Source organism: Alistipes sp. An116 (genome assembly GCF_002161005.1).
In the GTDB taxonomy this organism is placed as follows: domain Bacteria; phylum Bacteroidota; class Bacteroidia; order Bacteroidales; family Rikenellaceae; genus Alistipes; species Alistipes megaguti.
On the sequence record NZ_NFLR01000006.1, the window covers coordinates 50622 to 76674 of the forward strand.

General features: G+C 62.1%; 21 protein-coding genes. 9 read left to right on the plus strand and 12 right to left on the minus strand.

The genetic code is table 11. The features are described from left to right. Positions 1-6: 6 nt before the first annotated feature. The 11 genes from B5E60_RS14325 to atpD all read right to left on the minus strand — a co-directional run bounded on the left by B5E60_RS14325 (position 7) and on the right by atpD (position 13829). Positions 7-3594 (minus strand): GH92 family glycosyl hydrolase, encoded by a 3588-nt coding sequence (locus B5E60_RS14325; RefSeq protein ID WP_087310184.1) that lies wholly within the window; start codon positions 3592-3594, stop codon positions 7-9. Then, a complete protein-coding gene (locus B5E60_RS05660; protein ID WP_087310186.1) occupies positions 3591-5849 on the minus strand; it encodes a GH92 family glycosyl hydrolase in 2259 nt (752 codons plus the stop codon). Before B5E60_RS05660 ends, B5E60_RS14325 begins: the two co-directional genes overlap by 4 nt. After that, positions 5849-6856, minus strand: a complete 1008-nt coding sequence (locus tag B5E60_RS05665; protein WP_087310188.1) for a glycoside hydrolase family 130 protein — start codon at positions 6854-6856, stop codon at positions 5849-5851. The genes B5E60_RS05660 and B5E60_RS05665 overlap by 1 nt, the downstream gene beginning before the upstream one ends. Positions 6857-7120: 264 nt before the next feature. After that, on the minus strand, positions 7121-7987 hold the full coding sequence (gene atpG / locus B5E60_RS05670) for an ATP synthase F1 subunit gamma (protein ID WP_087310190.1): 867 nt from the start codon (positions 7985-7987) through the stop codon (positions 7121-7123). A 4-nt stretch (positions 7988-7991) separates the two neighbouring features. Next, positions 7992-9581 carry a F0F1 ATP synthase subunit alpha gene (atpA, locus tag B5E60_RS05675; RefSeq protein ID WP_087310192.1) on the minus strand — a complete coding sequence of 530 codons (1590 nt, stop codon included), beginning with the start codon at positions 9579-9581 and terminating at the stop codon, positions 7992-7994. Between the two features lie 2 nt (positions 9582-9583). Then, entirely contained in the window at positions 9584-10141 is a 558-nt protein-coding gene (gene atpH, locus B5E60_RS05680) for an ATP synthase F1 subunit delta (protein ID WP_087310194.1), read from the minus strand. After that, positions 10126-10644 (minus strand): F0F1 ATP synthase subunit B, encoded by a 519-nt coding sequence (gene atpF, locus B5E60_RS05685; protein ID WP_087310196.1) that lies wholly within the window; start codon positions 10642-10644, stop codon positions 10126-10128. Before atpF ends, atpH begins: the two co-directional genes overlap by 16 nt. Before the next feature lie 21 nt (positions 10645-10665). Then, complete coding sequence (atpE, locus tag B5E60_RS05690; RefSeq protein WP_087310198.1) at positions 10666-10881, minus strand: ATP synthase F0 subunit C; 216 nt, start codon at positions 10879-10881, stop codon at positions 10666-10668. A gap of 52 nt (positions 10882-10933) precedes the next feature. Then, positions 10934-12010: a F0F1 ATP synthase subunit A gene (gene atpB, locus B5E60_RS05695; RefSeq protein WP_087310399.1), complete on the minus strand. Its 1077-nt coding sequence runs from the start codon at positions 12008-12010 to the stop codon at positions 10934-10936. Further along, on the minus strand, positions 12010-12285 hold the full coding sequence (locus tag B5E60_RS05700) for a hypothetical protein (protein ID WP_087310200.1): 276 nt from the start codon (positions 12283-12285) through the stop codon (positions 12010-12012). The genes atpB and B5E60_RS05700 overlap by 1 nt, the downstream gene beginning before the upstream one ends. A 23-nt stretch (positions 12286-12308) precedes the next feature. Beyond that, positions 12309-13829: a F0F1 ATP synthase subunit beta gene (gene atpD / locus B5E60_RS05705; RefSeq protein WP_087310202.1), complete on the minus strand. Its 1521-nt coding sequence runs from the start codon at positions 13827-13829 to the stop codon at positions 12309-12311. A gap of 644 nt (positions 13830-14473) precedes the next feature. On the opposite strand from atpD, the gene glpA reads away from it, so the two are divergent. From glpA to B5E60_RS05745, 8 genes are all read left to right on the plus strand, one after another. Continuing rightward, on the plus strand, positions 14474-16093 hold the full coding sequence (gene glpA / locus B5E60_RS05710) for an anaerobic glycerol-3-phosphate dehydrogenase subunit A (protein WP_087310204.1): 1620 nt from the start codon (positions 14474-14476) through the stop codon (positions 16091-16093). Further along, positions 16090-17346, plus strand: coding sequence for a glycerol-3-phosphate dehydrogenase subunit GlpB (gene glpB, locus B5E60_RS05715; RefSeq protein ID WP_087310206.1), 1257 nt, complete (start codon positions 16090-16092; stop codon positions 17344-17346). The genes glpA and glpB overlap by 4 nt, the downstream gene beginning before the upstream one ends. Positions 17347-17371: 25 nt before the next feature. Continuing rightward, positions 17372-18595, plus strand: coding sequence for an anaerobic glycerol-3-phosphate dehydrogenase subunit GlpC (gene glpC / locus B5E60_RS05720; RefSeq protein ID WP_087310208.1), 1224 nt, complete (start codon positions 17372-17374; stop codon positions 18593-18595). Between the two features lie 111 nt (positions 18596-18706). After that, on the plus strand, positions 18707-20200 hold the full coding sequence (gene glpK / locus B5E60_RS05725; RefSeq protein ID WP_087310210.1) for a glycerol kinase GlpK: 1494 nt from the start codon (positions 18707-18709) through the stop codon (positions 20198-20200). Between the two features lie 197 nt (positions 20201-20397). Beyond that, the gene (locus B5E60_RS05730) at positions 20398-21135 is read left to right on the plus strand and encodes an MIP/aquaporin family protein (protein ID WP_087310212.1); all 738 of its coding nucleotides are present in this window, start codon (positions 20398-20400) and stop codon (positions 21133-21135) included. Positions 21136-21148: 13 nt separating this feature from the next. Beyond that, positions 21149-21898 (plus strand): hypothetical protein, encoded by a 750-nt coding sequence (locus B5E60_RS05735; RefSeq protein ID WP_087310214.1) that lies wholly within the window; start codon positions 21149-21151, stop codon positions 21896-21898. Positions 21899-21936: 38 nt separating this feature from the next. Next, positions 21937-22710: a DeoR/GlpR family DNA-binding transcription regulator gene (locus tag B5E60_RS05740; protein WP_087310216.1), complete on the plus strand. Its 774-nt coding sequence runs from the start codon at positions 21937-21939 to the stop codon at positions 22708-22710. Positions 22711-23094: 384 nt separating this feature from the next. Further along, complete coding sequence (locus tag B5E60_RS05745) at positions 23095-23781, plus strand: MIP family channel protein (RefSeq protein WP_087310218.1); 687 nt, start codon at positions 23095-23097, stop codon at positions 23779-23781. A gap of 302 nt (positions 23782-24083) precedes the next feature. Here the strand turns inward: B5E60_RS05745 and B5E60_RS05750 are convergent, their stop codons facing one another. Then, positions 24084-24983, minus strand: a complete 900-nt coding sequence (locus B5E60_RS05750) for a helix-turn-helix domain-containing protein (RefSeq protein WP_087310220.1) — start codon at positions 24981-24983, stop codon at positions 24084-24086. Positions 24984-25111: 128 nt separating this feature from the next. Between B5E60_RS05750 and B5E60_RS05755 the strand changes: the two genes are divergently transcribed. Continuing rightward, positions 25112-25996, plus strand: a complete 885-nt coding sequence (locus B5E60_RS05755; RefSeq protein ID WP_087310222.1) for a radical SAM mobile pair protein B — start codon at positions 25112-25114, stop codon at positions 25994-25996. The last annotated feature ends 57 nt before the right edge of the window (positions 25997-26053 follow it).

The following is a 26053-nucleotide window of genomic DNA, read 5'->3' on the forward strand; positions in this document are numbered from 1 at the left end:
CGGTTATCAGTTTATGGAGTTCAACAAATCGATTTTGCCCTCGTTGACCAGCTTGAGGATCAGCTCGCCGAAGAGCGTGTTCTGCCAGGCGAACCACGGTCGGGTGAAATTCGCGGCGTCGTGGCGCGAGAAGGACTCGTGCATGAAGCCCGTGCCGGCATCGGTGGTCATCAGGGCGACGATGCAGTCGCGGATCTCCCGGTCGTCGGTCGAGGTGAAGGCCCGCATCATGATGCTCATCGGCCAGATCATCTCCACGCCGATGTGCGGACCGCCGATCCCCTCGCCGGCCTCACCGCGCCAAAAGTAGGGATTCGCCTCGCTCCAGATGAAGCGCCGCGTATTCTCGTAGACGGGATCCGTGCGCTCGACGTCGCCCAGATAGGGCATCGCCAGCAGCGACGGCACGTTGGCATCGTCCATCAGCTGCACGCTGCCGAAGCCGTCGACCTCAAAGGCGTAGATCCGTCCGTATTCCGGATGTTCGACCACGGCATACTTCTGCAGGGCCTCGGCCACCTCGTCGGCCAGTGCCGTGCACTCGTCGGCCAGCTCCTTCTCGCCGTTGACCGTTGCGAGAATCTCGGCCGCCTTGCGCAGCGACGTGACGGCCATGAAGTTCGACGGCACGAGGAAGCCGAAGGTCGTGGCGTCGTCCGACGGGCGGAAGGCCGACACGATCAGCCCGACGGGCTTCACCGGATTGCCGCGTCCGACGTGGCAGCGGGTGTCCAGCTGACGGTCCGTCACGCGCAGGAAGATGTAGTCGCCGGGTCCCTTCTTCATCTGCTGCTCGCGCAGCGTGGCGAGGATGGCCCGCATCGCCCCGACCCAGGCCTCGTCGAAGACCGACGTGTCGCCCGTCGTCTTCCAGTAGTGATGGGCCAGGCGGATCGGATAGCAGTGCGAATCGATCTCCCACTTGCGCTCGAAGACCCACGGGCTCTGGGTGTTGCCCGGATAACCGACATCCTCGCCGGCACCCGTCGGGCCGTCGTTGAAGGCGTTGGCATAGGGGTCGATCGCAATGAGCCGCATCTGCTGGCGGATGACGCCGGCGATCATCTTCTGCAGCTTCGGGTCGCGCGGGCAGAGCTGCACGTAGGGCCATACCTGGGCTCCCGAGTCGCGGAGCCACATGGCCGGAATGTCGCCCGTATAGACATAGGTGGAGGGGTTGCCCTCCTCGTCCTCGCGGTAGTGAACCGTCGTGTCGAGCGTATTGGGGAAGCAGTTGGCGAACATCCAGCGCAGACGTTCGTTGGTCAGCAGACCGCACACGCGGGCGATCTCCTCTTCGACGGCTTCCGACTTAAAAAGTCGTTCCCCCTTCACAGGACGCTGGTCGGCATACGTCTCCGGCTCGTCGGCGCAGTACCAGACTTTGGGCTCCGAACCCATCTCGAAGACGAGCCTGCCGCCCTTCATCACGTCCGTATGCGAGATCCACCCTTTCGTGTAGGGCTGGTCGTTGAGCCATACGCGCTGGATGTAGCGGTTTTCGGCCGAAAGGTTGCGGGCCTCGACGGTGAAGACTCCGCCCGGCACCCGAATCTCGGCCCGGTCGAACAGCGGAGCTCCGAACCAGTAGCGGCCTCCGGCCGGCTCGACCTCGTACATGCCCAGCGACGAGAGAACGTACCAGGCCGACATCTGCCCTACGTCCTCGTTGCCCGAGAGTCCGTCGGGTTGGTCGTGGTAGAGCGTCGTCAGCACCTCGCGCACCCGGTCGGCCGTCTTCCACGGCTGGCCCAGCATCGTGTAGAGGTAGAGGATGTGGTGGCTCGGCTCGTTGCCGTGAGCATACTGACCGATCAATCCCGAAATATCGGGGGAAGTGGCATCGCCGTGGATGAGGGAGCTGACCGTAAAGAGCGAATCGAGTTTTTCGAGCATTCGAGCCCGGCTTCCGAAACACCCCTCGAGCCCCTTGACGTCGTGCGGTGCAAGCCACGTATACTGCCATGCGTTGCCTTCGCAGTAGTCGTCGGCGCGGTGGGTCGAGGCAAACGGATTGAACGGCGTGCGCCATCCGCCGCGGCTGTCGCGCCCGCGCATGAAGCCCGTCGAAGGGTCGAAGTAGTGGCGGTACGAGTGGCTGCGCTTCGTGAAGTAGGCTTCGTCCTCCTCCTTGCCCAGCGCCTTGGCTGCGCGGGCGGCGGCTCCGTCGGCCAGCGCATACTCCATGTCGTAGGCCACGGCCTCGTTGAACAGATCACACGGAATGTAGCCGAACTTCATGCGCAGACCGTTGCCGCGGTCGGGATTCATCGCCGTCTTGCGGATGGCCTCGAAGGCGTGCTCACGGTCGAAGCCCCCGATTCCCTTGACGATGGCGTCGGCCACCACGGGGATTCCCGGGTTGCCCACCATGCAGTCCGTCTCGTTGCCCCAGAGGTGCCAGACCGGAAGACGGCCCTGTTCGTCGGCAATGGCCAGCATCGTGTTGATGATGTCCGGCATGCGGTCCGGATGGAGCAGCGTCATCAGCGGCATGGCCGTGCGGTAGGTATCCCACAGCGAGAAGGTCGTGTAGGTCGTGTAGCCGGGGTTTTCGTGCACCTGGCCGTCGGCTCCGCGGTAGTCGCCGTTGGCGTCGCAGAACTCCGACGGGGCCACCATCGTGTGGTAGAGCGCCGTGTAGAAGATCCGCTTCGCGGTCTCGTCCGGGGTCGAGATCTTCACCCGCGAGAGCTCCTCGTTCCAGGCGGCATCGGCCGCCGCAGCGACGGCTTCGAAATCCCACCCCGGGAGTTCGGCCGCCAGGTTCGCCTCCGCACCCTCGATGCTTACGGGCGACAGGGCCACCTTCACAAGCAATTGTTCGCCCTCCGCCGTGTCGAAATCCACACGGGCATAACGGGCGTTGACCCGGGGCATCTTGGAATCGTCCAACTCACCCGGCTGCAGGTAGGTAATCGCTTTGGCAGGCTTCGAGAACTCGGCCACGAAATAGACCCGCTGGTCCTTGGCCCACCCTTCCGAGTAACGCCAGCCGCAGATACGCGTACTGTCGTCCGAGAAGCGGAAACCTGTCTCGGTGGCCTTGTCCCAGCAGCCGCCGTTCTCGAGGTCGAAGACCACGGCGGCATTCTCCGCTGCGGGGAAGGTGTAGCGGTGCAGACCGACACGCGACGTGGCGGTCATCTCGGCCTTGACGCCGTAACGCAGGAGCGGCACCGAGTAGTAGCCCGGACGGACCACCTCTTTCGTGCGGTCGGCATAGGACCAGAGGCCCGAGGCGGGATCCTCCTCCGTGCCGCGGGCACAGACGACCTCTCCGACGACGGGCATCAGCGTCACGTCAAAGAGGTCCCCGATTCCCGTACCGCTGAGGTGCGTGTGCGAGAAGCCGATCACCGTTGAGTCCGAAGCGTGGTAGCCCGAGACCCAGTCCCACTCCTGCGGGATGCTCGTCGGGCCCACCTGTACGAGTCCGAACGGAACGTTGGCGCCGACGAAGACGTGTCCGTGGCCGCCGGTTCCGATTTTGGGGTCGACCCAGCGGGTCAGACTCTCCGCGGGTTGTGGCTGTGAGCAGGCGGCCAGCAGGACGGCAAATGCCGCTGTGCTCAGCAAGTGTGTGATTCTCATTGATGTTTCGAGTTTTGAAGTTCAAGGGTCAGTTGACCGCCGCGCAGCAGTTCGTCGTGGTCCACGCGGTAGGTCGTCAGGGGTTTGCCTCCGAGTGTCATGCGGCGGATGTATCCTTCGCCGCGCTTCTCGATCGTCAGCACGCCCTGCGGCGTGTCGATCTCGGCCCGGTCGAACGTCGGAGTGGTGATCGTGTAGGCCGGCTCGCCCGGGCAGTCGGGATAGAAGCCCAGCATGGTGAAGACGGCCCAGGCCGACATTGTTCCCGTGTCGTCGTTGCCCGGGATGCCGTCGGGCTTGACGGTGAAGTATTTGTCGAGCAGCCGCCGAGTTTCCCGCTGCGTGCGCCACGCTTCGCCGGGGAAGCGGCTGAAGAGATAGGCATAGGCGATGTCGGGCTCGTTGGCCGGGTCGTAGTGTCCCTCGTCGAAGACCGCCTGCAGCTTCTCGACGAAGCGTTTGCGGCCGCCCATCAACTTTACGAGCCCCTCGACATCGTGCGGCACATAGAACGTATAGTTCCAGGCCGATCCTTCGTGGAAGCCGGGTGCCGTCGAGAAGTTCTCGCCGGCCTTCGGATCAAACGGCGTGAGGAACGTGCCGTCCCCGTTGATCGGACGCAGCGTGCCGTACTCCTTGTCGTAGTAGTGGCGGTACCCGAGCGAGCGCTGGCGGAACATCTGCGCATCCTCCCGGTGCCCGAGTGAATCGGCCAGCCGGGCCAGTGCCGCGTCGGCCACGTAGTACTCCAGGGCGTGCGAGACCGAGAGGTCACCCGCAAGATCCTGCGAGTAGACTCCCAGCGGAATGTAGCCCCGCTCGATGTAGGGGTCGATATCGGGCCGCAGGGGGTTCTGCGCGCCGGGCGTGGTGGCCGACTTGCGGAAAGCGGCATAGGCCGCCTCGATGTCGTAATCGCGCAGCCCCTTCATCCACGTGTCGACGATCACCGGAATGGCCGGGTCGCCCTCCATCGTGAAGGTCTCGCGGCCGTAGAGCTCCCAGCGGGGCATCCAACCCCACTCGCGCGAGATGTCGATCATCGAGCGCACCATCTCCACCTGCCGCTCGGGATAGACCAGCGTCAGCAGCTGGTGGACGTTGCGGTAGGTGTCCCACAGCGAGAAGACCGTATAGCGGTCGCCCGACGTGACGCCCACGCGTCCCGAGTGCTCCATTAAGGGGTACTCGCCGTTGACGTCGTTCAGGAGGTTCGGGTGGATCAGCACATGGTAGAGCGCCGTGTAGAAGACCTTGCGCTGGTCGTCCGTGCCGCCCTCGACGCGGATGCGCCCCAGATCGGCATTCCAGCGGGATCGGGCCGCGGTGCGGATCGCATCGAATGTCGCCCCGTCCGGTTGCTCGGCCTCCAGATTGAGCCGGGCGTTCTCCATCGAGACATACGAGATACCCATCCGCACCTCGATCTGCTCGCCCGCCGCGAGGTCGTCGTACGTGAACCAGTAGCCGATGTCGTCGCCTGCCATCTCGCAGCCGTATTCGTTATAGAACTTGTAGCGGCCGTTATCGGGCGTCCATTCGGCCTCGACGCCCGTCATCGGGCGCTGCTTTTTCCAGTAGCCCGCAGCCCGCGGCGCCTTCGAGACCCGCAGCACGAAGTAGACCGGGAAGACCTTTTGCGGGTTGTAGCAGAAGGTGCCGAGCAGCTTCATGCCCTCGATCTCCGTATCGCTCACGCGGCGCACCATGGCCCCCGATTCGTTCGTGAGCCCTTCGCCCAGATTCAGCAGCAGGTTGCCCTTGCCTTCGGGGAACGTATAGCGTTCGACCGACGTGCGGGCCGTGGCCGTGGCTTCGGCCCGAATGCCGTATTTCGAGAGGCTCACGGCGTAGTAGCCCGGCGAGGCCACCTCGTCGCTGTACTCCGAGCCGTATTCGCGGTAGTCGGGGCGCAGTTCACCCGTCGTGGCCATTGTCAGCAGCGATCCCATGTCGGGACATCCTACGCCGCTCAGCGCTCCGTGGGCGAAACCCGTGAAGAACTTGTTGTGGAATTCGTAGGGGGTCGACCACCAGCGGGCATCCTTGTCATAGACGTTCTTGTCGGAGCCCATGACGTTGAACGGCACCACGGCCATCATGCCGTTCGGAAGGACGGCACCGGGATTCGTGGCTCCGAAGTTGGTGGTTCCGATGAAGGGGTCGACCCACGCCGCCGGTTCCGCACCCTGTGCCTGGGTGCGGAAAAAGGCTGCGGCGAGCGCAGCCAGTATGAGCGTTCGTCGCAGCAACATCAGAGGATCGAGTTTTTCTTCGTGAATTCGATGATCTCGGGGATGTATCCGAAGGCAAGCCCGGTGACCGTATCGGCGCATCCGTAGTAGACGGCCACGCGTCCCGTTGCGGGGTCGTGCAGCGCCGCGCAGGGGAACGTGACGTTCGGCACGTCGCCCATGCACTCGTACGTCTCGCGCGGCGAGATCAGATACGGGCCGCTGCGGGCCAGCACCTTCCACGGCTGGTCGAGGTCGAGCAGCGCCGAGCCGAAGGCGTAGACATAGCCGTTGCATGAGCGCAGCACGCCGTGGTAGAACAGCAGCCACCCTTCGGATGTTTCGATCGGAATCGGGCCGGCGCCGATCTTCATGCACTGCCAGGCCGAAACCTCGAACGCCGCGGGCGACATCACATGACGGTGGTGCCCCCAGAACTCCAGATCGGGGCTCTCCGAATAGAAGATGTCGCCGAAGGGCGTATGACCCGTGTCGCTCGGACGCGACAGCATGGCGAAGCGGCCGTTGATCTTGCGCGGGAACATCACGCCGTTGCGGTTATAGGGCAGGAAGGCGTTTTCCAGCTGGTGGAACGTCTCGAAGTCGTCGGTCCAGGCCACGCCGATCGTCGGACCGTGGTAGCCGTTGCACCACGTTACGTAGTACTTGTCGTCGATCTTTGCCACGCGCGGGTCGTAGCCGTAGACCCACTCGCCCACTTCGGGATCGGCCCCTTCGAGATGGAAATCCTCCTCCTGGATGTCCCACTTCATGCCGTCCACGGAGAAGCCCGCGTGGATGCGCATGCGGCGGTTCGTATCGTCGCAGCGGAAGACGCCGGCGAAGTTGTACTTGCCCTTCTTGAAGGGCACGACGGCCGAGTTGAAGATCGAGTTGGAGGTCGAAAGGGCATGACGGCCGATGATCGGGTTGGCCGAATAACGCCACATGACTTCGTTCGACCCTGCGGGACGCTCCTCCCAGGGCATGTCCGGAAGTGCCGGACCCGCAATTTTCAGATGATCCATTGATTCAGATTTTTGAGTGTTTCAGTGTCTCTACGGTTTTGGGATTCCGGGCCTGTGGGCCTGGAATCGGGATTCGGGTTTACGGGCCCGAATTTCAGCCCAAAAGTAGGCAATTTCTTCAAGATATACAACCTCCGGCCCGATGAATTGTTAAAAAATTCACAATTCGACCTCCTCCCTGCCGTCGGCTCACGAAAAAGGCGTCGGCGGATCCGATGTGACCCGCCGACGCCTTTGGAAGATGCGCAGCCCGTTTTCGGGCGCCTAATCGGCCTGCCCGATGTCGGCCAGCTCGTTGGTGATGGCCTGCTGACGCTGTTTGTTGTAGAAGAGTTTCAACTCGTCGAGCAGCTCCTGGGCATTGTCCGAGGCGGTCTGCATGGCCACCGTACGGGCGGCGTGTTCGGCCGTGGCGCTGTCGAGCAGCACCTCGTACATGCGGGTGCGGACCGCGAGCGGCAGCAGTTCACGGAGCAGTTCGCGGGGCGACGGCTCGCAGATGTAGTCCGCTTCGGAAAGCGTCTGCCCCTCGCCCGGACGCGCCTCCAGCGGAAGCAGCGTCTCGCTGCGGGGCGTCTGGCGGCTCATCGAGGCGTAGTGGTTGTAGACCAGCACCACGCGGTCGACTCTCCCCGCTTCGAAGTCCTCCATCAGCCGGTCGGCCAGGCGAACCGCTCCCGCATAGTCGTGATGCCCCGAGAGGGTGTGGAACGAGTCGTTGAACGTCAAGCCGCTCTTGCGGACATGGGCCAGCATCTTCTCCCCCACGGGCCACACCTCGATCTGCTGAAATCCCTCACCGCGCAGCGCTTCGAGCGTGTGTTCCAACTGCCGGATGGCCTCGGCGTTGAATCCTCCGCAGAGCGATCCGTCCGAAGCCACGGCCACGACGACGGCCCGCTGCTGCAGTTTGTGGGGCAGCGTCAGCGGTGATTCGATCTGCTCCTCGTCGGCATAGCGGAACAACGCCTCGGTGATCGCGCCCAGCTGGCGTTCGTAGACGGCCAGCGCCTCGGCCTCCGACTGCACGTGGTGCAGTTTGGCCGATGCGACCATCTTCATCGCCGAAGTGATCTTCAGCGTGCCGCCCACCGAGGCGATCCGGGCCTTGATCTCTTTGAGCGCAGCCATGACCTTAAGCTTTAGCCTTCAGGGCCGTCGTGACACTGGCGGCCAGCGATTCGATCCGTTTGCCGAGCTCCTCGTCGAGCTGTCCCTTGTGCAGCGCTTCGGGGATATCCGTCGTGTGCAGCCGTTCGAGCAGCAGGTGTTCGAACTCGGGGACCTGTTCGATGGTGATGTCGTGCAGCAGTCCGTGCGTGCCGCAGTAGAGGACGGCGATCTGCTCCTCGACCGACAGCGGGCTGTACTGCGGCTGCACGAGCAGACGCGTGTTCTTGCGGCCGCGGTCGAGCGTGGCTGCCGTTACGGGGTCCAGATCGCTCGAGAAGCGCGAGAAGGACTCCAGTTCGCGATACTGCGCCTGGTCGATCTTCAGCGTTCCGGCCACCTGCTTCATGGCCTTGATCTGGGCGCTGCCGCCCACACGCGATACCGAGATACCGACGTCGATGGCCGGTCGGTTGCCCTGGTTGAAGAGGTTCGTATCGAGGAAGATCTGGCCGTCGGTGATCGAGATGACGTTGGTCGGGATGTAGGCCGAGACGTCGCCGGCCTGGGTTTCGATGATCGGAAGGGCCGTCAGCGAACCTCCGCCGCGCACCTTGCCGCGCAGCGATTCCGGCAGGTCGTTCATCTGCTCGGCAACCTCCTGCTGGCCGATGATCTTGGCGGCACGCTCCAGCAGACGCGAGTGCAGGTAGAAGATGTCGCCCGGATAGGCTTCGCGGCCCGACGGGCGGCGAAGCACGAGCGATACCTCCCGATAGGCCACGGCCTGCTTCGAGAGGTCGTCGTAAACCACCAGCGCGTGGCGGCCCGTATCGCGGAAAAACTCGCCGATGGCCGCACCCGCAAAGGGGGCGAAGTACTGCATGGCGGCCGGATCGGCGGCCGTGGCGGCCACGATGATCGTGTAGTCCAGTGCGCCATGGGCCCGCAGCGTCTCGACCAGCGAGGCAACCGTCGAGGCCTTCTGCCCCACGGCCACGTAGATGCAGTAGACCGGATCGCCGGCTTCGAAGTTCGAACGCTGGTTCAGAATCGTATCGACGGCGATGGCGGTCTTGCCCGTCTGACGGTCGCCGATGATCAGCTCGCGCTGTCCGCGGCCGATGGGGATCATGGCGTCGATGGCCTTGATGCCGGTCTGAAGGGGTTCGGTCACCGGCTGGCGGAAGATCACGCCCGGAGCCTTGCGTTCGAGCGGCAGTTCGAGGCGTTCGCCCGCGATCTCGCCCAGTCCGTCGATCGGCTGTCCCAGCGGATCGATCACACGTCCGAGCATGCCCATGCCCACCTGGATCGAGGCCGTACGACCGGTGCGGCGCACCAGATCGCCCTCCTCGACGCGGTCGGTCGAGCCCAGCAGCACGGCACCCACGTTGTCCTCCTCGAGGTTCATCACCACGGCGCGCATGCCGTTCTCGAACTCCAGCAGCTCGTTGGCCTCGGCATTCTGCAGACCGTAGATCCGCACCATGCCGTCGCTGACCTGCAGCACGGTGCCCACCTCGGCATACCGTGCCGAGAGGTCCACCCCCTGGAGCTCGGAGAGGAGCACTTCGGAGATTTCCGATGGTTTTATTCTCTCTTTGTTGTTCATGTTCAAATCTTTCTTTCGGGCAGTCTGCCCAGTTTCTGTTCTACGCGGCGAAGCTGCGTGGCGATGCTGGCATCCAGCAGCCGGTCGTCGATGCGGAAGCGGAAGCCGCCGATGAGCGACGGATCGACCTTGCGGTGGACGCGGACCTCGCGGCTGTGCGTGACTATGCCGACCTGGGCCGAGAGCCGGTTGACGAATTCACCGTCGACCTCGGCGGCCGTCGTGAGCGTCATGTCGACGATGCCGCAGCGCTGCTTGTAGATGCCGACGAAGGCCGGCAGCATGAGGCAGAGCCACTTCTCGCGGTGATGGCGGATGACCAGCCGCAGGAAGCCTTCGAACGAAGCCGAAAGTTCGTGATCGAAGGCCTTGCGCACGACATCGAGCTTTGCGTCGGCCGTCAGGACCGGCGAGGTGAGCACCTCGCGGAGTTCCAAGCTGCCGTTGTAGGCTTCGATGAACGCTTCGGCCTCTTCGGCCACCCGTTTCATCTCACCCTTCGGTTCGGCAAAGTCGGCCAGGGCCCGGGCATAGCGGAGGGCGATCAATCCGGTGTCCATGTCTTGCGGTTTTTCGGATCGAGCTCCTCCATCAGGCGCGAAGCCAGCTGCGTCTGGGCCTCCCGGTTGTCGAGATCCTGGCGCAACATGCGTTCGGTGATGGCCACGGCCAGCGCGGCGATCTCCCGTTTGGCATCGGCCAGGATGGCGGTCCGTTCGGTTTCAGCCTGCAGGCGGCTCTTTTCGAGGAGTCGGGCGCCTTCGCTTTCGGCCTTCTGACGGGCGTCGGCCAGAATCTGTTTGCGTTCGGTGTCGGCCTCCCGCAGGATTTCGTTGCGCCGGACCTCGGCCTCATTGATGATCTCACGGCTGCGGGCCTCGAGCGTGGCGCATTTCTGCTCGGCTTCCCGGGCGGCATCGAGCGACGAGTCGATATACTCCTTGCGCGACTCGATGGCCTTGACGATGACCGGGAAACCGTAGCGGGCCAGCACGACGAGGACCACCGCGAAGGCGAGCGTCATCCAGAACAGCAGTCCCGATTCGGGTTGCAGAAGTCCCATGGCACGTACCGATTTTTGGGATTAGAGTGCCAGGAAGCAGACTACCACGGCGAAGAGGGCAACACCCTCGACCAGGGCCGCAATGATGATCATGTTGGTACGGATCTTGTCGGCGGCTTCGGGCTGACGGCCGATGGCCTCCATGGCCGAACCTCCGATTTTACCGATACCTAATCCTGCGCCGATGGCGGCCAGACCTGCGCCGATTGCAGCGCCCAGAATACCTAAACTTTCCATAGCTGTTTGAGTTTTTATCAGTTTTTGTTTTGTGAGTCGTTTTCGTATGCGATCAGTGGTTGTCGGCCGTTTCGGCGGCATGCTTTTCGGGTCGCTCCTGGGCCAGTCCGATGAAGACGGCCGAGAGCATCGTGAAGACGTAGGCCTGCAGGAAGGCAACCAGCAGTTCGAGACAGTACATGAAGATTGAGAAGAGGACCGAGGCGAAGCTCATCGAACCGTTGATGACGGCCCCCATGCCGGCCGTGGCGAAGATCACGCACGTCAGGCTGAGGATGACGGCGTGTCCGGCCAACATGTTGGCGAACAGACGGATCATCAGCGCGAAGGGCTTGGTGAAGATGCCCACCAGCTCGATCAGCGGCATGAGCGGGAAGGCCTTGAGCCAGACCGGAACGTCGGGCCAGAGAATGTCCTTCCAGTAGTGCTTCGTGCCGAAGATGTTCACGGCCAGGAACGTGGCCAGGGCCAGGATGAACGTCACGGCGATATTGCCCGAGACGTTCGCGCCGCCCGGGAAGAAGGGAATCAGCCCCATGAGGTTGTTCACGAAGATGAAGAAGAAGGCCGTGAGCAGATAGGGGGCGAATTTGCGGTAGTTGGGGCCGACGCAGGGCTTGATGACGCTGTCCATAATGCCCGAGACGAGCATCTCGAACAGGGCGACGAAGCCTTTCGGAGCCCGGTCCGTGGCCTTGTGGCGGCGGTACCAGCGGGCAACACCGAGCACCAGGCAGAGCAGGATCGCGCTGTTGAGCAGCAGGGCCGCGGCAGTTTTGGTCAGCGAGAGGTCCAGCGGCCGCAGGTCCGAACCGTCCGCCTGGCGTTCGACGACCTTGCCGGCATGCTCGCCCTCCGAGGCGATGCGCAGCCCTTCGTACTCGGCGCCTTCGCGCAGCCGCGACGACGAGAAGCAGTGCCAGCCGCTTGAGGGGCTGTGGACGATCACCGGCAGCGGAATGCTCCACTCGCCGCCGGCGGTCGAGAGAACGTGCCATTCGTAACTGTCGCCGATGTGTCCCAGAACGATCGCCTTGATGTCGGGTTCCTGCTGTTGTTCTTCGGCACGGAGGGTTCCGGCCGGAATCAGCAGCGCGAGCAGCACGGCGATTCTTGCAAAAGCCTTCATCATGGTTTCACCTCCTCTTTATTGGTGACCGATTCGTCGGCCGGCTCGACGCAGGCCTCGATCCGATCTTCATGGACGCGTACGCATCCGTTCTTGATCGGAAGACGCACCTCCCCTGCTTCGCCTGCATAGACGATCTCTCCGCAGCCGAGTCCCGCGATGAGCGGAGCGTGTCCTCTGAGGACGGTGAAGCGCCCCACCGTTCCCGGGAACGAGACCCGATCGGTCGTCGTGTTGCACAACGTGCCGCCGGGAGCTACAATGGTCAGGATCATAATGCGTTGTTTTTACCGGTGAATCAGTTCTGTTTGGTTTTGGCCAGGAGCGCTTCGCCCTTGCGGATGGCGTCGTCGATCGTACCGACATTGAGGAAGGCCTGCTCGGGCAGGTAGTCGACCTCGCCGTCGAGGATCATGCGGAAGCCGCGGATCGTCTCCTCGATCGGGACGATCTGCCCCGGAACACCCGTGAACTGTTCGGCCACGGAGAAGGGCTGCGAGAGGAAACGCTGGATACGGCGGGCGCGGTTGACCGTCTGCCGGTCCTCGTCCGAGAGTTCGTCCATGCCGAGGATGGCGATGATGTCCTGCAGTTCCTTGTTGCGCTGGAGGATCTGCTTGACGCGCTGGGCCGTGGTGTAGTGCTCCTCGCCGACGATATTGGCGTCGAGAATGCGCGAGGTGGACTCCAGCGGGTCGACGGCCGGATAAATACCCAGCTCGGCGATCTTGCGGCTGAGCACCGTCGTGGCATCGAGGTGCGAGAAGGTCGTGGCCGGGGCGGGGTCCGTCAGGTCGTCGGCCGGCACGTAGACGGCCTGTACCGAGGTGATCGAACCGTGCTTGGTCGAGGTGATACGCTCCTGCATGCGGCCCATTTCGGTGGCCAGCGTCGGCTGATAGCCCACGGCCGAAGTCATACGGCCCAGCAGGGCCGATACCTCCGATCCGGCCTGCGTGAAGCGGAAGATGTTGTCGATGAAGAAGAGGATATCCTTGGGCGCATCCTCCTCCTTGCTGTCGCGGAACGACTCGGCGGCGGTCAACCCCGACAGGGCCACCGACATACGGGCTCCGGGGGGTTCGTTCATCTGGCCGAAGACGAGTGTGGCCTGCGATTTGGCCACTTCGTTGTAGTCGACCTTCGAGAGGTCCCAGTGTCCCTCGTCCATGCTCTTGCGGAAGGCGTCGCCGTAGCGGATGACGCCCGAGGTGATCATCTCGCGCAGCAGGTCGTTGCCCTCACGCGTACGCTCGCCCACGCCGGCGAAGACCGAAAAGCCGTTGTGTTTCTTGGCGATGTTGTTGATCAGCTCCATGATGAGCACCGTTTTGCCCACGCCGGCGCCGCCGAAAAGACCGATCTTGCCGCCCTTGACATAGGGTTCGAGCAGGTCGATGACCTTGATGCCGGTGGCCAGCACCTCCTGTGAGGTGGCCAGTTCGTCAAACTTCGGGGGTTCGCGGTGGATGGGCAGCGTGTGGGTCCGGTCGAGGGGCTTCATGCCGTCGATCTCGGAGCCGATGACGTTGAGCAGACGCCCCTTGATCTGGTCGCCCGTGGGGACCGAAATCGGGTGGCCCAGGGCGACGGCCTTCATGTGGCGGCGCAGTCCGTCGGTGGAGTCCATGGCAACGGCGCGCACGGTGTGCTCGCCGATGTGCTGCTGGACCTCGACGATGAGCGTGCGGCCGTCGTCGCGGTGGATCTCCATGGCGTCGTTGATGGCCGGGAGCCGGAAATCCGGTGAATCGGGCTGGAAAGTCACGTCCACCACCGGTCCGACGATCTGTGAAATGGATCCTTCTATCTGTGTCATATCTAAGGTTTGGATTCTGTTCCGTATAACGGGAAACACCGTTCGGTTCGTTTGTCAATTTTTCGTCGAAACTCTCCAAATGCGGCATTTCGCCTGGTTGTCCGGATTGGCCGCGAGGAGATTCTGTGAATCCGGAATCTGATGCGGGGCCGGATGCCATACATTATATATACCTTGCGGAAGGAGTCTTCGAACGGATTCGGGATGGCCGTCCGTAAGGACGAACACATGGCCGGTGTGGTCGCAGGCATCGATCCGATTTCACATTCCCGAGTCTTCGTCACGCTCGGTTTCGCGGGAGGGCGTAATCGCTGCAGATGAGAGTTCGGGAATGAAATTTGAGTGCAAAGATAATAATTTTGGTGAAATATGGATATACTTCGATGCAGTGAGCCGGTGCAAGACGGGCGGAAACGCTCCGGTCGGGTTTGCGGAAATCGCTTCTGCACCGTAATTCCGAATGGAATCCGGTTATTTCGCAAAACAAGTAAAATACTTTTGTTTTATTTTGAATACCTGAATTAAGGGGTCTATTGAAGAGTTGCAAAGCTATTTTCGAAATAAAATGAAATAAAATTATTTCGTTTTATTTTGTTTCCTCGAAAAAAAGTATTTATATTTGTCATGACTTAATTCTTCGACCTATGGACAATACGTACGATGTCATCATCATCGGAGGCGGTGCCACCGGCGCGGGAATTGCCCGCGACTGTTCGTTGCGTGGAATCAAGGCCCTGCTGCTGGAGCGGTCCGACATCGCAACCGGCGCAACAGGCCGCAATCATGGCCTGCTGCACAGCGGCGCCCGATATGCCGTGACGGATCACGAATCGGCCGTGGAGTGTATCCGCGAAAACATGATCCTGCGAAAAATAGCGGCGCATTGCGTCGAACAGACCGACGGACTGTTTATTTCACTCCCCGAGGACGGGTTGGAATATCAGTCCGTTTTTGTGGATGCCTGCCTCCGGGCCGGGATCCGCGCCGAGGTCATCGACCCGAAGGAGGCGCTGCGCCTCGAACCTTCGGCCAACCCGGCGCTGATCGGTGCCGTGCGGGTTCCCGACGGTGCGGTGGACCCCTTCCGGCTCACCTCGTCGAACATCCTTGATGCCAAGGCGCACGGCGCCGAGATCCGCACCTATACCGAGGTTCGTGAGCTGCTTCGCGAACAGGACCGCATCGTCGGCGTCGAGGCCTACGATCACCGGCGCCATTGTCCCGAGAAGTTCTACGCGCAGGTGGTGGTCAATGCGGGCGGCATCTGGGGCCACGGCATTGCCGCCAAGGTGGGCATTACGGTCAGCATGCTCCCGGCCAAGGGGGCGCTGCTGATCTTCGGCCACCGGGTGAACAAGCTGGTGCTGAACCGCTGCCGCAAGCCGGCCGACGCCGATATTCTGGTCCCTGGCGATACGATCTCGCTCATCGGAACCACCTCGAGCAAGGTCCCCTACGACCAGATCGACAACATGGTCATCACGCCCGACGAGGTCGACCTGCTGCTGCGCGAGGGTGAGAAGCTGGCTCCGGCATTGGCCACGACACGCATTCTGCGGGCTTATGCGGGCGTGCGGCCGTTGGTGGCCTCGGACGACGACCCGAGCGGACGCACCGTCAGCCGCGGCATCGTGCTGCTGGACCACGCCACGCGCGACGGCCTCGAGGGATTCATCACCATCACGGGCGGCAAGCTGATGACCTACCGTCTGATGGCCGAATGGGCCACGGATCTCATCTGCAAGAAGATCGGCAACGGCGAGAAGTGCCGCACGGCGGAGATTCCCCTGCCTGGCTCGACGGAGAGCCGCGAGGAGGTCGACCGCAAGATGCGCAACCGCCCCGTGGCACAGCGGCGTTCGTCGATTTCGCGCCACGGCGATCTGGCCGTGAAGATCGACAGCCGCACGTCGATCCAGAACAGCCTGGTGTGCGAATGCGAGGAGGTCTCGATCGGCGAGGTGGAGTACGCGCTGGAGAACCTTTCGGTGAACAACCTGATCGATCTGCGGCGTCGGACGCGTATCGGAATGGGAACCTGTCAGGGCGAGTTGTGCGCCTGCCGGGCGGCGGGTCTGATGGGGCGTCGCGACCCGATCTGTGCCCGCCGGGCGAAGGCCGATCTGGTTTCGTTCCTGAACGAGCGCTGGAAGGGCATGGAGCCCATTGCGTGGGGCGACACGCTGCGTGAAAGCGAATACATGACGTGGGTCTACGAGAGTGTTTGCGGATTGTCGGACGAAGAAAAAACAGCATCAAAATGAGATTCGATACGGTAATTATCGGTGGCGGACTGGCCGGCATGACGTGCGGCATCCGCCTGGCCGAAGCGGGACAGCGCTGTGCGATCGTCTCGCAGGGACAGAGTGCCATTCACTTTTCGTCGGGGTCGTTCGACCTGTTGGGACACCTGCCCGACGGCACGGCGGTCAGCGATCCCGTGGCGGGCATCGCAACGCTGGCCCGACAGTGCCCGACGCACCCCTATGCCGTGATCGGCGCCGACTCCTGCGCCCGCCATGCCGGGGAGGCTCCGGAGCTGCTGCGCCGGGCCGGCGTCCCGGTTGCGGGCGACAGCCGCCGCAACCACTTCCGGATTACGCCGCTCGGAAAGACGAAGGCCACGTGGCTGACCATCGACGGTTATCTGACCACGGAGGAGGCGGGTCGCCTCCCCTTCCGTCGCGTATGCATCGCCAACATCGAGGGTTTTCTGGATTTCTACCCGGAGTTCATCGCCGAGGAGTTCAATCGCCAGGGCGTGGAGTGCCGTTTCGGCAACTTCAATCACCCCGATCTGGAGCAGATCCGGCGCAATCCGAGCGAGATGCGTTCGGCCAACATCGCCCGGGTGTTCGACCGCGAAGCCAATCTGGAGGCGCTTTCCGAATCGCTGCGCAAGTTGTCCGAGGGATGCGACGCCCTGATCGTCCCGGCCGTAATCGGATTGAACCGCAACGATTCGCTCGCCTATCTGCGGTCGCGGGTCGACACTCCGATCCACCTGCTTCCCACCCTTCCGCCGTCGATTCCGGGCATCCGGGCCCAGCAGGCGCTGCAGCACCGGTTCAGGGCGTTGGGCGGCGAGTATTTTCTGGGCGACAGCGTGCTGCGTGCCGAGACGGAGCAGGGCCGCGTGCGGCGGATCTTCACGGCCAACCACGGCAACATTCCCTTCGAGGCCGAATGCTTCGTGCTGGCGACGGGCAGCTTCTTCAGCAAGGGGCTGGTGGCGACGCCCGACCGGATTGTCGAACCGGTCTTCGGGGCCGATACGGTCTACGCCGGCGGCCGTTCGGAGTGGTATACGCTCCGCTTCTTCGACCGTCAGGCCTACCAGGCCTTCGGCGTCCGCACGGATGCCGGTCTGCGGGTCATGAAGAGTGGCTCGGCGCTCGAAAATCTCTACTGCGCCGGAGCCGGTCTTTCGGGCTTCCATCCCGTGCAGGAGGAGTGCGGCGCGGGTGTTTCGCTCCTTTCGGCCCTCCACGTGGCGGAGCGCATTCTGAAGAATTGACCATCCGATAAAAAGCTATACGACCATGAACATACAGCAGAACAGCGTCAGTGAGAACAATTTCGAACAGTGCATCAAGTGTACGGTCTGCACGGTGTACTGCCCCGTTGCGGCGGTGAATCCCGACTATCCGGGCCCGAAGCAGGCCGGACCCGACGGTGAACGGCTGCGCCTCAAGCGCCCCGACTTCTTCGACAATGCGCTGAAATATTGCATGAACTGCAAACGTTGCGAAGTGGCCTGCCCCTCGAACGTGCGCATCGGTGACATCATCCAGGCGGCCCGCATCAAGTACGGCCCGCAGCACAACACCTCGCTTCGGAACTTCGTGCTGGCCAATACGGACCTCGTGGGCACGCTGGCCACCCCCTTTGCGCCGATCGTCAACGCCACGGTGAAGCTCAAGCCCGTGCGCGTGGTGATGGACAAGGTGATGGGCATCGACCACCGGCGCATCTTCCCGAGGTACGCCCACGGCACCTTCACGTCGTGGTACCGCAAACATGCCGCCGCCGAGCAGGAGACCTTCCCGCACCAGGTGGCCTACTTCCACGGCTGCTACGTCAACTACAACAATCCGCAACTGGGCAAGGACCTGCTGCGGATCATGAATGCGCTGGGCTACGGCGTGCAGCTGCTCGACCGCGAGCAGTGTTGCGGCGTGGCGCTGATCTCGAACGGCCTCTACAAGCAGGCGCGGCGCCAGGCCGAGACCAACCTGCGGTCGATTCGCACGTCGGTCAAGGGGCGCAACATGGACGTCATCACCACCTCGTCGACCTGTACCTTCACGCTGCGCGACGAGTATCCCCACCTGCTCGAACTGGAGAATGCCGACGTGCGCGACCACATCGAGCTGGCCACACGCTACATCTACCGTCTGCTCCAGCGGGGCGACATGCAGCTGAAGTTCAAGGATACGACGCCGCTGCGGGTGGCCTACCACACGCCGTGCCACATGGAGAAGATGGGCTGGAGCTACTATTCGATCGAACTGCTGCGGATGATTCCCGGCGTCGAGGTGACGGTGCTCGACTCGCAGTGCTGCGGCATCGGCGGCACGTACGGCTTCAAGAAGGAGAACTACGAGGCCTCGCAGGCCATCGGAGCTCCGCTGTTCCGGCAGATCGAGGCCTCGGGGGCCGACATCGTCGCCACGGACTGCGAGACCTGCAAGTGGCAGATCGAAATGTCGACCTCGAAGCCCTGCGAGCATCCGCTGCATATCCTTGCCTCGCGGCTGGTCTGACACGAGGGATCCGGCTTGCGGCCCGGGGAGCGGATTCCGCCCTGTCGGCCGGGTCTTGCTGAGGGCCGCCTGTAAAATCGACCAATTAACCAAAACCAACCACAAACTACTATGAAACAGTACATTCTTGCACTTGATCAGGGGACGAGCAGTTCCCGCGCCATTGTTTTCGACGAGCGAGGCACGACTTGCGCTGTTGCTCAGCGCGAATTCCGTCAGATCTTTCCCAAATCGGGCTGGGTTGAGCACGATCCGCACGAGATCTGGTCTTCGCAGGCGTCGGTGATCGCCGAGGCCATTACGATGATGGACATCAACGGTCTGAACCTTGCCGGTATCGGTATCACGAACCAGCGCGAGACAACCATCGTGTGGGATTCGGACACCGAAGAACCGGTCTACAATGCCATCGTGTGGCAGGACCGCCGTACGTCGGATTACTGCGACGAACTGAAGAACCAGGGCCTTACGGATATGATCCGGCAGAAGACCGGTCTGATCATCGACGCCTACTTCAGCGCCACGAAGATCAAGTGGATCCTCGATAACGTTCCGGGGGCCCGCAAACGCGCCGAGATGGGCAAACTGATGTTCGGTACGGTGGATACGTGGCTGATCTGGCGTCTGACGCGCGGCGAGGTGCACGTGACGGACGTGAGCAACGCCTCGCGTACGATGCTCTTCAACATCCACACGCTGGACTGGGACCAGGAGTTGCTGGATCTGTTCAAGATTCCGCGGTCGATGATGCCCGAAGTGAAGTCCTCGAGCGAGGTCTACGGCCACACCAAGACGACGATCTTCGCCCACAAGGTGCCCATTGCCGGTATTGCCGGCGACCAGCAGGCGGCCCTCTTCGGACAGATGTGCACCGAGCCGGGCATGGTGAAGAATACCTACGGCACGGGCTGCTTCCTGTTGATGAACAGCGGCGAGAAGCCGATTCTGTCGCAGAACAACCTGTTGACGACCGTGGCGTGGAAGATCGGCGACAAGGTAAACTACGCCCTCGAGGGAAGTATCTTCGTCGGCGGATCGGTCGTGCAGTGGCTGCGCGACGGACTGGGCGTGATCCACTCCTCGTCGGAGGTCGAGGAGCTGGCTTCGCGCGTGCCCGACACGAACGGCGTCTATTTCGTTCCGGCACTGACGGGCCTCGGCGCCCCGTGGTGGGACCAGTACGCCCGCGGAACGATCATCGGCATCAGCCGCGGCACGACGACGGCCCATATCGCCCGTGCGGCACTCGAGGGTATCGCCTTCCAGACGATGGACATCACGGCGGCCATGTCGCGCGATGCGGGCATTCCGCTCAAGGAGTTGAAGGTCGACGGCGGCGCCTCGCGCAACAACCTGCTCATGCAGTTCCAGGCCGACATTCTCGGTACGAAGGTCATCCGTCCGCAGATCGTCGAGACGACGGCCATGGGCGCCGCCTACCTGGCCGGACTGGCCGTGGGCTACTGGTCGAGCATCGACGAGATCCGCAAGCAGTGGCAGATCGACCGTGTCTTCGAGCCGGCGATGGAGGAGGAGAAGGTCACGGCGGCAAAGGCCGGCTGGGAGGATGCCGTCAAACGCACACTGAGCGACTATACCAAATGATGGCGTTGAGCTCCCGATCCGGAAGCGGTCGGGAGCCCAACCCTTTTGCCTCTTTCGGCGGCCCGATGTGGCATGGATCGGAACCGCTTGCCGATTCATCCGGATTTTCCGGGGGGCTTCTCCATCCCGAACCCCGAAATCCGGTTTCCGGGTTCTTTATTTCCAAAAATCCAAGAAAACCTAAAACCTGCTGACTTATGAACGACGTAATGTTGAAATGCCTGTTCGAGTTTATCGGTACGGCTATTCTGGTACTGTTCGGTGACGGTGTTGTCGCCTGCACGACGCTGAAGAAATCCAAGGGTGAGAATGCCGGCTGGGTGGTCATCACGCTGGCGTGGGGCCTGGCCGTCATGCTGGGTGTCTTCATTTCGGGCCCCTACTCGGGGGCGCATCTCAATCCGGCCGTGACGCTGGGTCTGGCCGCTGCCGGGACCTTCAGCTGGGCGCTGGTCGTCCCCTATATCGTGGCTCAGATGCTGGGCGGCTTCGTGGGTGCCGTGCTGGTCTACATTTTCTATAAGGACCACTACGATGCCACGTCGGACCCGGCGACCAAACTGGGTACCTTCTGCACGATTCCGGCTATCCGCAACTACGGCCGCAACCTCATCTGCGAAATCATCGGCACGTTCGTGCTGGTCTTCGTCATCCTGGCCCTTTCGATCGACGGCAACACCTCCGAAGTGGGCATGGGAGCACTGGGAGCCTTCCCCGTTGCGATGCTGATCGTGGCGCTGGGCATGTCGCTCGGCGGAACGACGGGTTACGCCATCAATCCGGCCCGCGACCTGGCGCCGCGTCTGGCGCATGCCATCCTGCCGATCAAGGGCAAGGGCACGAGCGACTGGGGCTACTCGTGGGTGCCGGTCATCGGTCCGATCATCGGCGGATTCCTTGCTGCTGCCCTCTATTGCCTGATCTATTGCTACTAAAACCCGAATTGCCATGAAGACCCTGAAACATCTTGCAGCGCTTTGTGTAGCGCTGTTCCTGACGGCTGCGGCCTTCGGACAGACCGCCCGCATGCACTTGAGCGGAACCCTTCAGAACATGCATCTTTGGCGCGGCCAGCAGGTGGCCGACGGAGGCGTTCTGGCTGCCGACCTGAACGTCGGACTGCTGGACGACAAACTGAAGGTGGGCCTGTGGGGCGGCACCGACTTTACGGGCGACTACAAGGAGTTCGACTACTATGTCTCCTATTCGGTAGCGGGCTTTACGGTGGCCGTGTGGGACATCTTCAACTACTCGCCTGCCCTGCCCTTCAGCAAGGACATCTTCAACTACAACAAACACTCGACGGGACACTTCCTCGATCTGAGTGTGGCCTACGACTTCGACACGAAGTTCGAGGTGCCGCTGCGCCTCTACTGGGCGACGATCTTCGCCGGGCGCGATCTGAACCAGGCCGGCCGGAACCGCTATTCGACCTACGTCAATGCGGAGTACAGCCTCTTCCGCGACGAGCACTGGATCGTGGATGTCGGGCTGGGCGGCACGTTTGCCTTCAACCGGGACGGAGCCGACGGCGGCGCGAATTTCTACGGCTACGACGGCATCGACCAGATTTCGCTGCGGGCGACCTACAAGCTGAAGCTGGGACGCTTCGACATGCCGGTCTTCGCTCATGCGATGTGGAATCCCGATCAGCGGGCCGGATATCTGCAGGTGGGAGTCAATCTCTTCGCATTTTGATTATCTTTGCAGACGCATAACCCATCCAACTACGGAAAATGACACTTCGGGAGAGACATAAAACCATTCTGGACCTGCTTCGTGACTCGGGCAGTGTGGATGTCGGGTCGTTGAGCCAGCGGCTGAAGGTATCGGCCGTGACGATCCGCAAGGATCTGGATCAGCTCGAGGAGAAGAAGCTCCTCTACCGCACCCACGGCGGGGCCATTCTGGCCGATCCGTACATTGCCACGCGCAAGGTCTCGGAGAAGGAGAAACTCCACCCCGAGGTCAAGCGCCGCATCGGCCAGCGGGCCGTCGAACTGCTCGCCGCGCAGGATGCGCTGATCATCGCCTCGGGGACGACCGTGCAGGCCTTTGCGCGCTGCATCCCGAACATGAAGATGACGGTGATCACCTCGGCGATGAACGTGGCCATGGAGTTGTTGGACAAACCCGATATCGAGATCATCCAGCTCGGGGGCATCATTCGCCATTCATCGGCTTCGGTCGTCAGCGAATATGCCGTGCGGATGCTTGAAAACTTCACGTGCAGCAAGCTGTTTCTGGGCGTCGACGGCATTGATCCGACCTACGGTCTGAGCACGACCCATCTGCAGGAGGCGTGTCTGAACCGGGCGATGATCCAGGCTGCGACGAAGACCGTCGTACTGGCCGATTCGTCGAAATTCGGTCGTCGGGGTTTCAGCAAGATCTGCGACATGAGTGACATCGATCTGGTGATTACCGATTCGCGGGTCTCGCCGAAGATGCTCGAGGCGATGAACGAGCAGGGGGTCAAGGTGGCGGTGGTCCCCTACCCCGAGGAGTAGCCTTACGCTGCGCCGGGCAAGAGCCATGCGGGCCAGCCGGTAATAACGACCCTGCTCGTCCTTCTGCAATTCGATCCGGCCCCGTCAGAATGACCGGCCGTTCCGGGGCCGTGGCGGCGGTTGCGGTATCCGGATTCCGCACGGCCCGTGCCGCCGACACTGCGGCTGTCGACAAGACGGCCGCAAGAAGCAGAAATCTTTGCATAAAGATCATGGCATTACGCTTTGTACAAAGCGAACGGTTTTGGGTGAAAGGTTGTTCACTTCGGCGTAAAACGTCCGGAATGGGAGTTCCGGAGGTCCGAATGATCGACAAATACTTGTCTTTTCGGTAGAATTTGATTAACTTTACCAACAACCGAACAACCATAAAACCTCAAAAAGATGAAAAAGTACATTGCGGAAATGATCGGAACGATGGTTCTCGTTCTGATGGGTTGCGGCAGCGCGGCGTTTGCCGGGAGCGTGGCCGGGACCGTAGGTGCCGGAGTGGGCACGATCGGAGTGGCGCTGGCCTTTGGCCTCTCGGTGGTAGCCATGGCCTATACGATCGGCAACCTGTCGGGCTGCCATATCAATCCGGCCATTACGCTGGGTGTCTTTCTTTCGGGACGCATGAGCGGCAAGGATGCTGCATGGTACATGATCTTCCAGGTCCTCGGGGCTATCCTCGGCTCGGCGGTACTCTATGTGCTTGTTTCGAGCGGAGCGAACGGCGGTCCGACCACAACCGGCGCGAACAGCTACGGCGAAGGAATGATGCTGCAGGCCTTCCTGGCGGAGATGATCTTCACGTTTATCTTCGTGCTGGTGGTTCTCGGCGCCACGGATGCCAAACACGGAGCGGGCAACTTTGCCGGACTGGCCATCGGTCTGACGCTGGTGCTGGTCCATATCGTCTGCATTCCGATCACCGGGACATCGGTCAACCCGGCACGTTCGATCGGCCCGGCTCTCTTCGAGGGAGGAGCGGCGCTTTCGCAGTTGTGGCTCTTCATCGTGGCGCCGTTTGTCGGTGCGGCTCTGAGTGCCGGGGTGTGGAAACTTGTCTCGAACGGCAGGACGGTCTGACAGCAGCCGTTTTGCAAAACACACAACCCCGCTTTCGGTTTCGGAAGCGGGGTTGTTTTCGGATTCGGAGTTCTTGCGCCTCTCCGGGACGGTGATAGACGGAGTCTCTGTCTTTTCTGTCGCTGCATGCAGAGCAACAGCAACAGGAGTTTCAGAGTCTGATCATCCGGGTTTCCCTTCAACCGGCGGTACAGTGCAATTCGATCCGGACTCAAAATGATTGATTAAATCATGAAGCGACATGCCATTTTTCTTTTCGGAGAACAGTCCCGGCGGCCTGTGCCGGGAGTCCGAAGCCCCTTCTATTCACCCGCACCGCGCCGATAATCCTCAAGGAAGGCCGAGCAGGTACGTCCGGTCTGCTGCTTGAAGAAACGCATCAGGTGGCTCGGGTCCGAGAAACCGTACGCATCGGCCAGCTGGCTGACGCTGCGCCCCTCGAACAGCAGGTCGTTCTTCACGGCCTCCAGCAGCCGCTGTTTCAGCAGGTGCACGGCCGTGACGCCGAACTGATCCATGACAGCCCGGTTCAAGGTCACGCGGCTCACGCGCAGCATCGAGGCATACTCTTCGACGCGCTGTACCTCACGGATATGCTCTTCGAGCAGCGCCTTGAAGCGGAACGCACAGTTGTTGCGCGGCAACGTCACGGGCAGTCCGTAGGCGGCGGCATAGTCGCGGTTGAGCGTCACCAGCAGGTAGTAGAGCACCGAAACGATCAGGTTGTAGCTGTCCGAAGTCGGGGCGCGCAGCTCCGCCTTGATCTTTCCGAGCAGCCGGAGATACTCCGCAAAGGCCTCCGGCCCGGCATCGAACCACGGCGGCGTGTCGGTCTGGTAGCAATAGAGCAGGCGGTAGACGAAGAACTTGTCCGCGAGGAACGTGCGCATGAAATCCTCGCGGAAGATCAGAAACGTGTAGTCGAGCTCCGCCTCGTCCGCCAGCCAGCGCTGCTGCTGGTGGGGCGAGAGGAGCAGCACCATGTCGTCGTGCAGCTCGACGCGGCGTCCGCCGAGCAGCAGCACGCCCCGGGCCCGTCTGAGGAAGAAGAACTCGAAGAAGTCGGTCCGGAAGAGCGGATGCTCGGTCAGTACGCCGCGGATCTCTTCGCTGCGACCCGTATTGATGTAGAAGTCGACGCCGCACTGCGTCTTGCTGAACGGCACGGTGACCAGCCGTCGGGGATTTGTCGTTGTCTTCATCGCTCGCATCCGGTTTGTCCGAAGGCAAAGATACGACATCATTTATCAAAATGGCATACATTACCCCCTTTCTGGCATGGTTTTGCACAAAAAATCTTCGGATCTTTGCCTCACAAAACATCCGGAATATGAACCAGCAAGAGGAGATCATCCGCGACATCGACGTGCAGAGCGTCATGACCCGTTCGTCGCTGCCCGTGGGCGGCTATTCGGTCAACCCCTACGTGGGGTGTCCCCACGCCTGCAAGTATTGCTACGCCTCGTTCATGAAGCGTTTCACGGGCCACACCGAGCCCTGGGGATCGTTTCTCGACGTCAAGCACTGGAAACCCGTCGGCAATCCGCACCGTTTCGACGGCCAGCGCATCGTCATCGGCTCGGTGACCGACGGCTACAACCCCTTCGAAGAGCATTTCCAGCGCACGCGCCATCTGCTCGAGGAGCTGCGCGGTACGACGGCCGAGATCCTGATCTGCACGAAGTCGGATCTTGTGCTGCGCGATCTGGACCTGCTGCGGGAGTTCCCGCGCGTGACGGTTTCGTGGTCGGTCAATACGCTCGACGAAGCGTTCCGCGCCGACATGGACCGCGCCGTGAGCATCGGGCGGCGTCTCGAGGCCATGCGGCAGGTCTACGAGGCGGGCATCCGCACCGTCTGCTTCGTCTCGCCGATCTTTCCGGGCATCACCGATCCGAAGGCCATCATCGAGCGGGTCCGGGAGTTCACCGACCTTGTCTGGCTCGAAAATCTCAACCTGCGCGGGTCGTTCAAGGCGGCGATCCTGGCCTACATCCGCGAAAAACATCCCGAACTGGTGCCTTTATACGAGGAGATCTACAACCGCCGCCGGACGGATTACTGGCAGGCGCTCGAGCGGGAGATGGCCGCCTATGCCGCCGCAAACGGCCTGCCGTATCGCGTGAACGACCTGCCGTACGGCCGCTCCGAAAAGGGGCATCCGGTTGTGGTCAACTACTTCTACCACGAAAAGATCCGGCTCGGCAACCGTTGACGGGGCCTTTTCGCACCGGAGCCGCAGTCCGGAACCGTGTGACGGACGGGGCGCCTG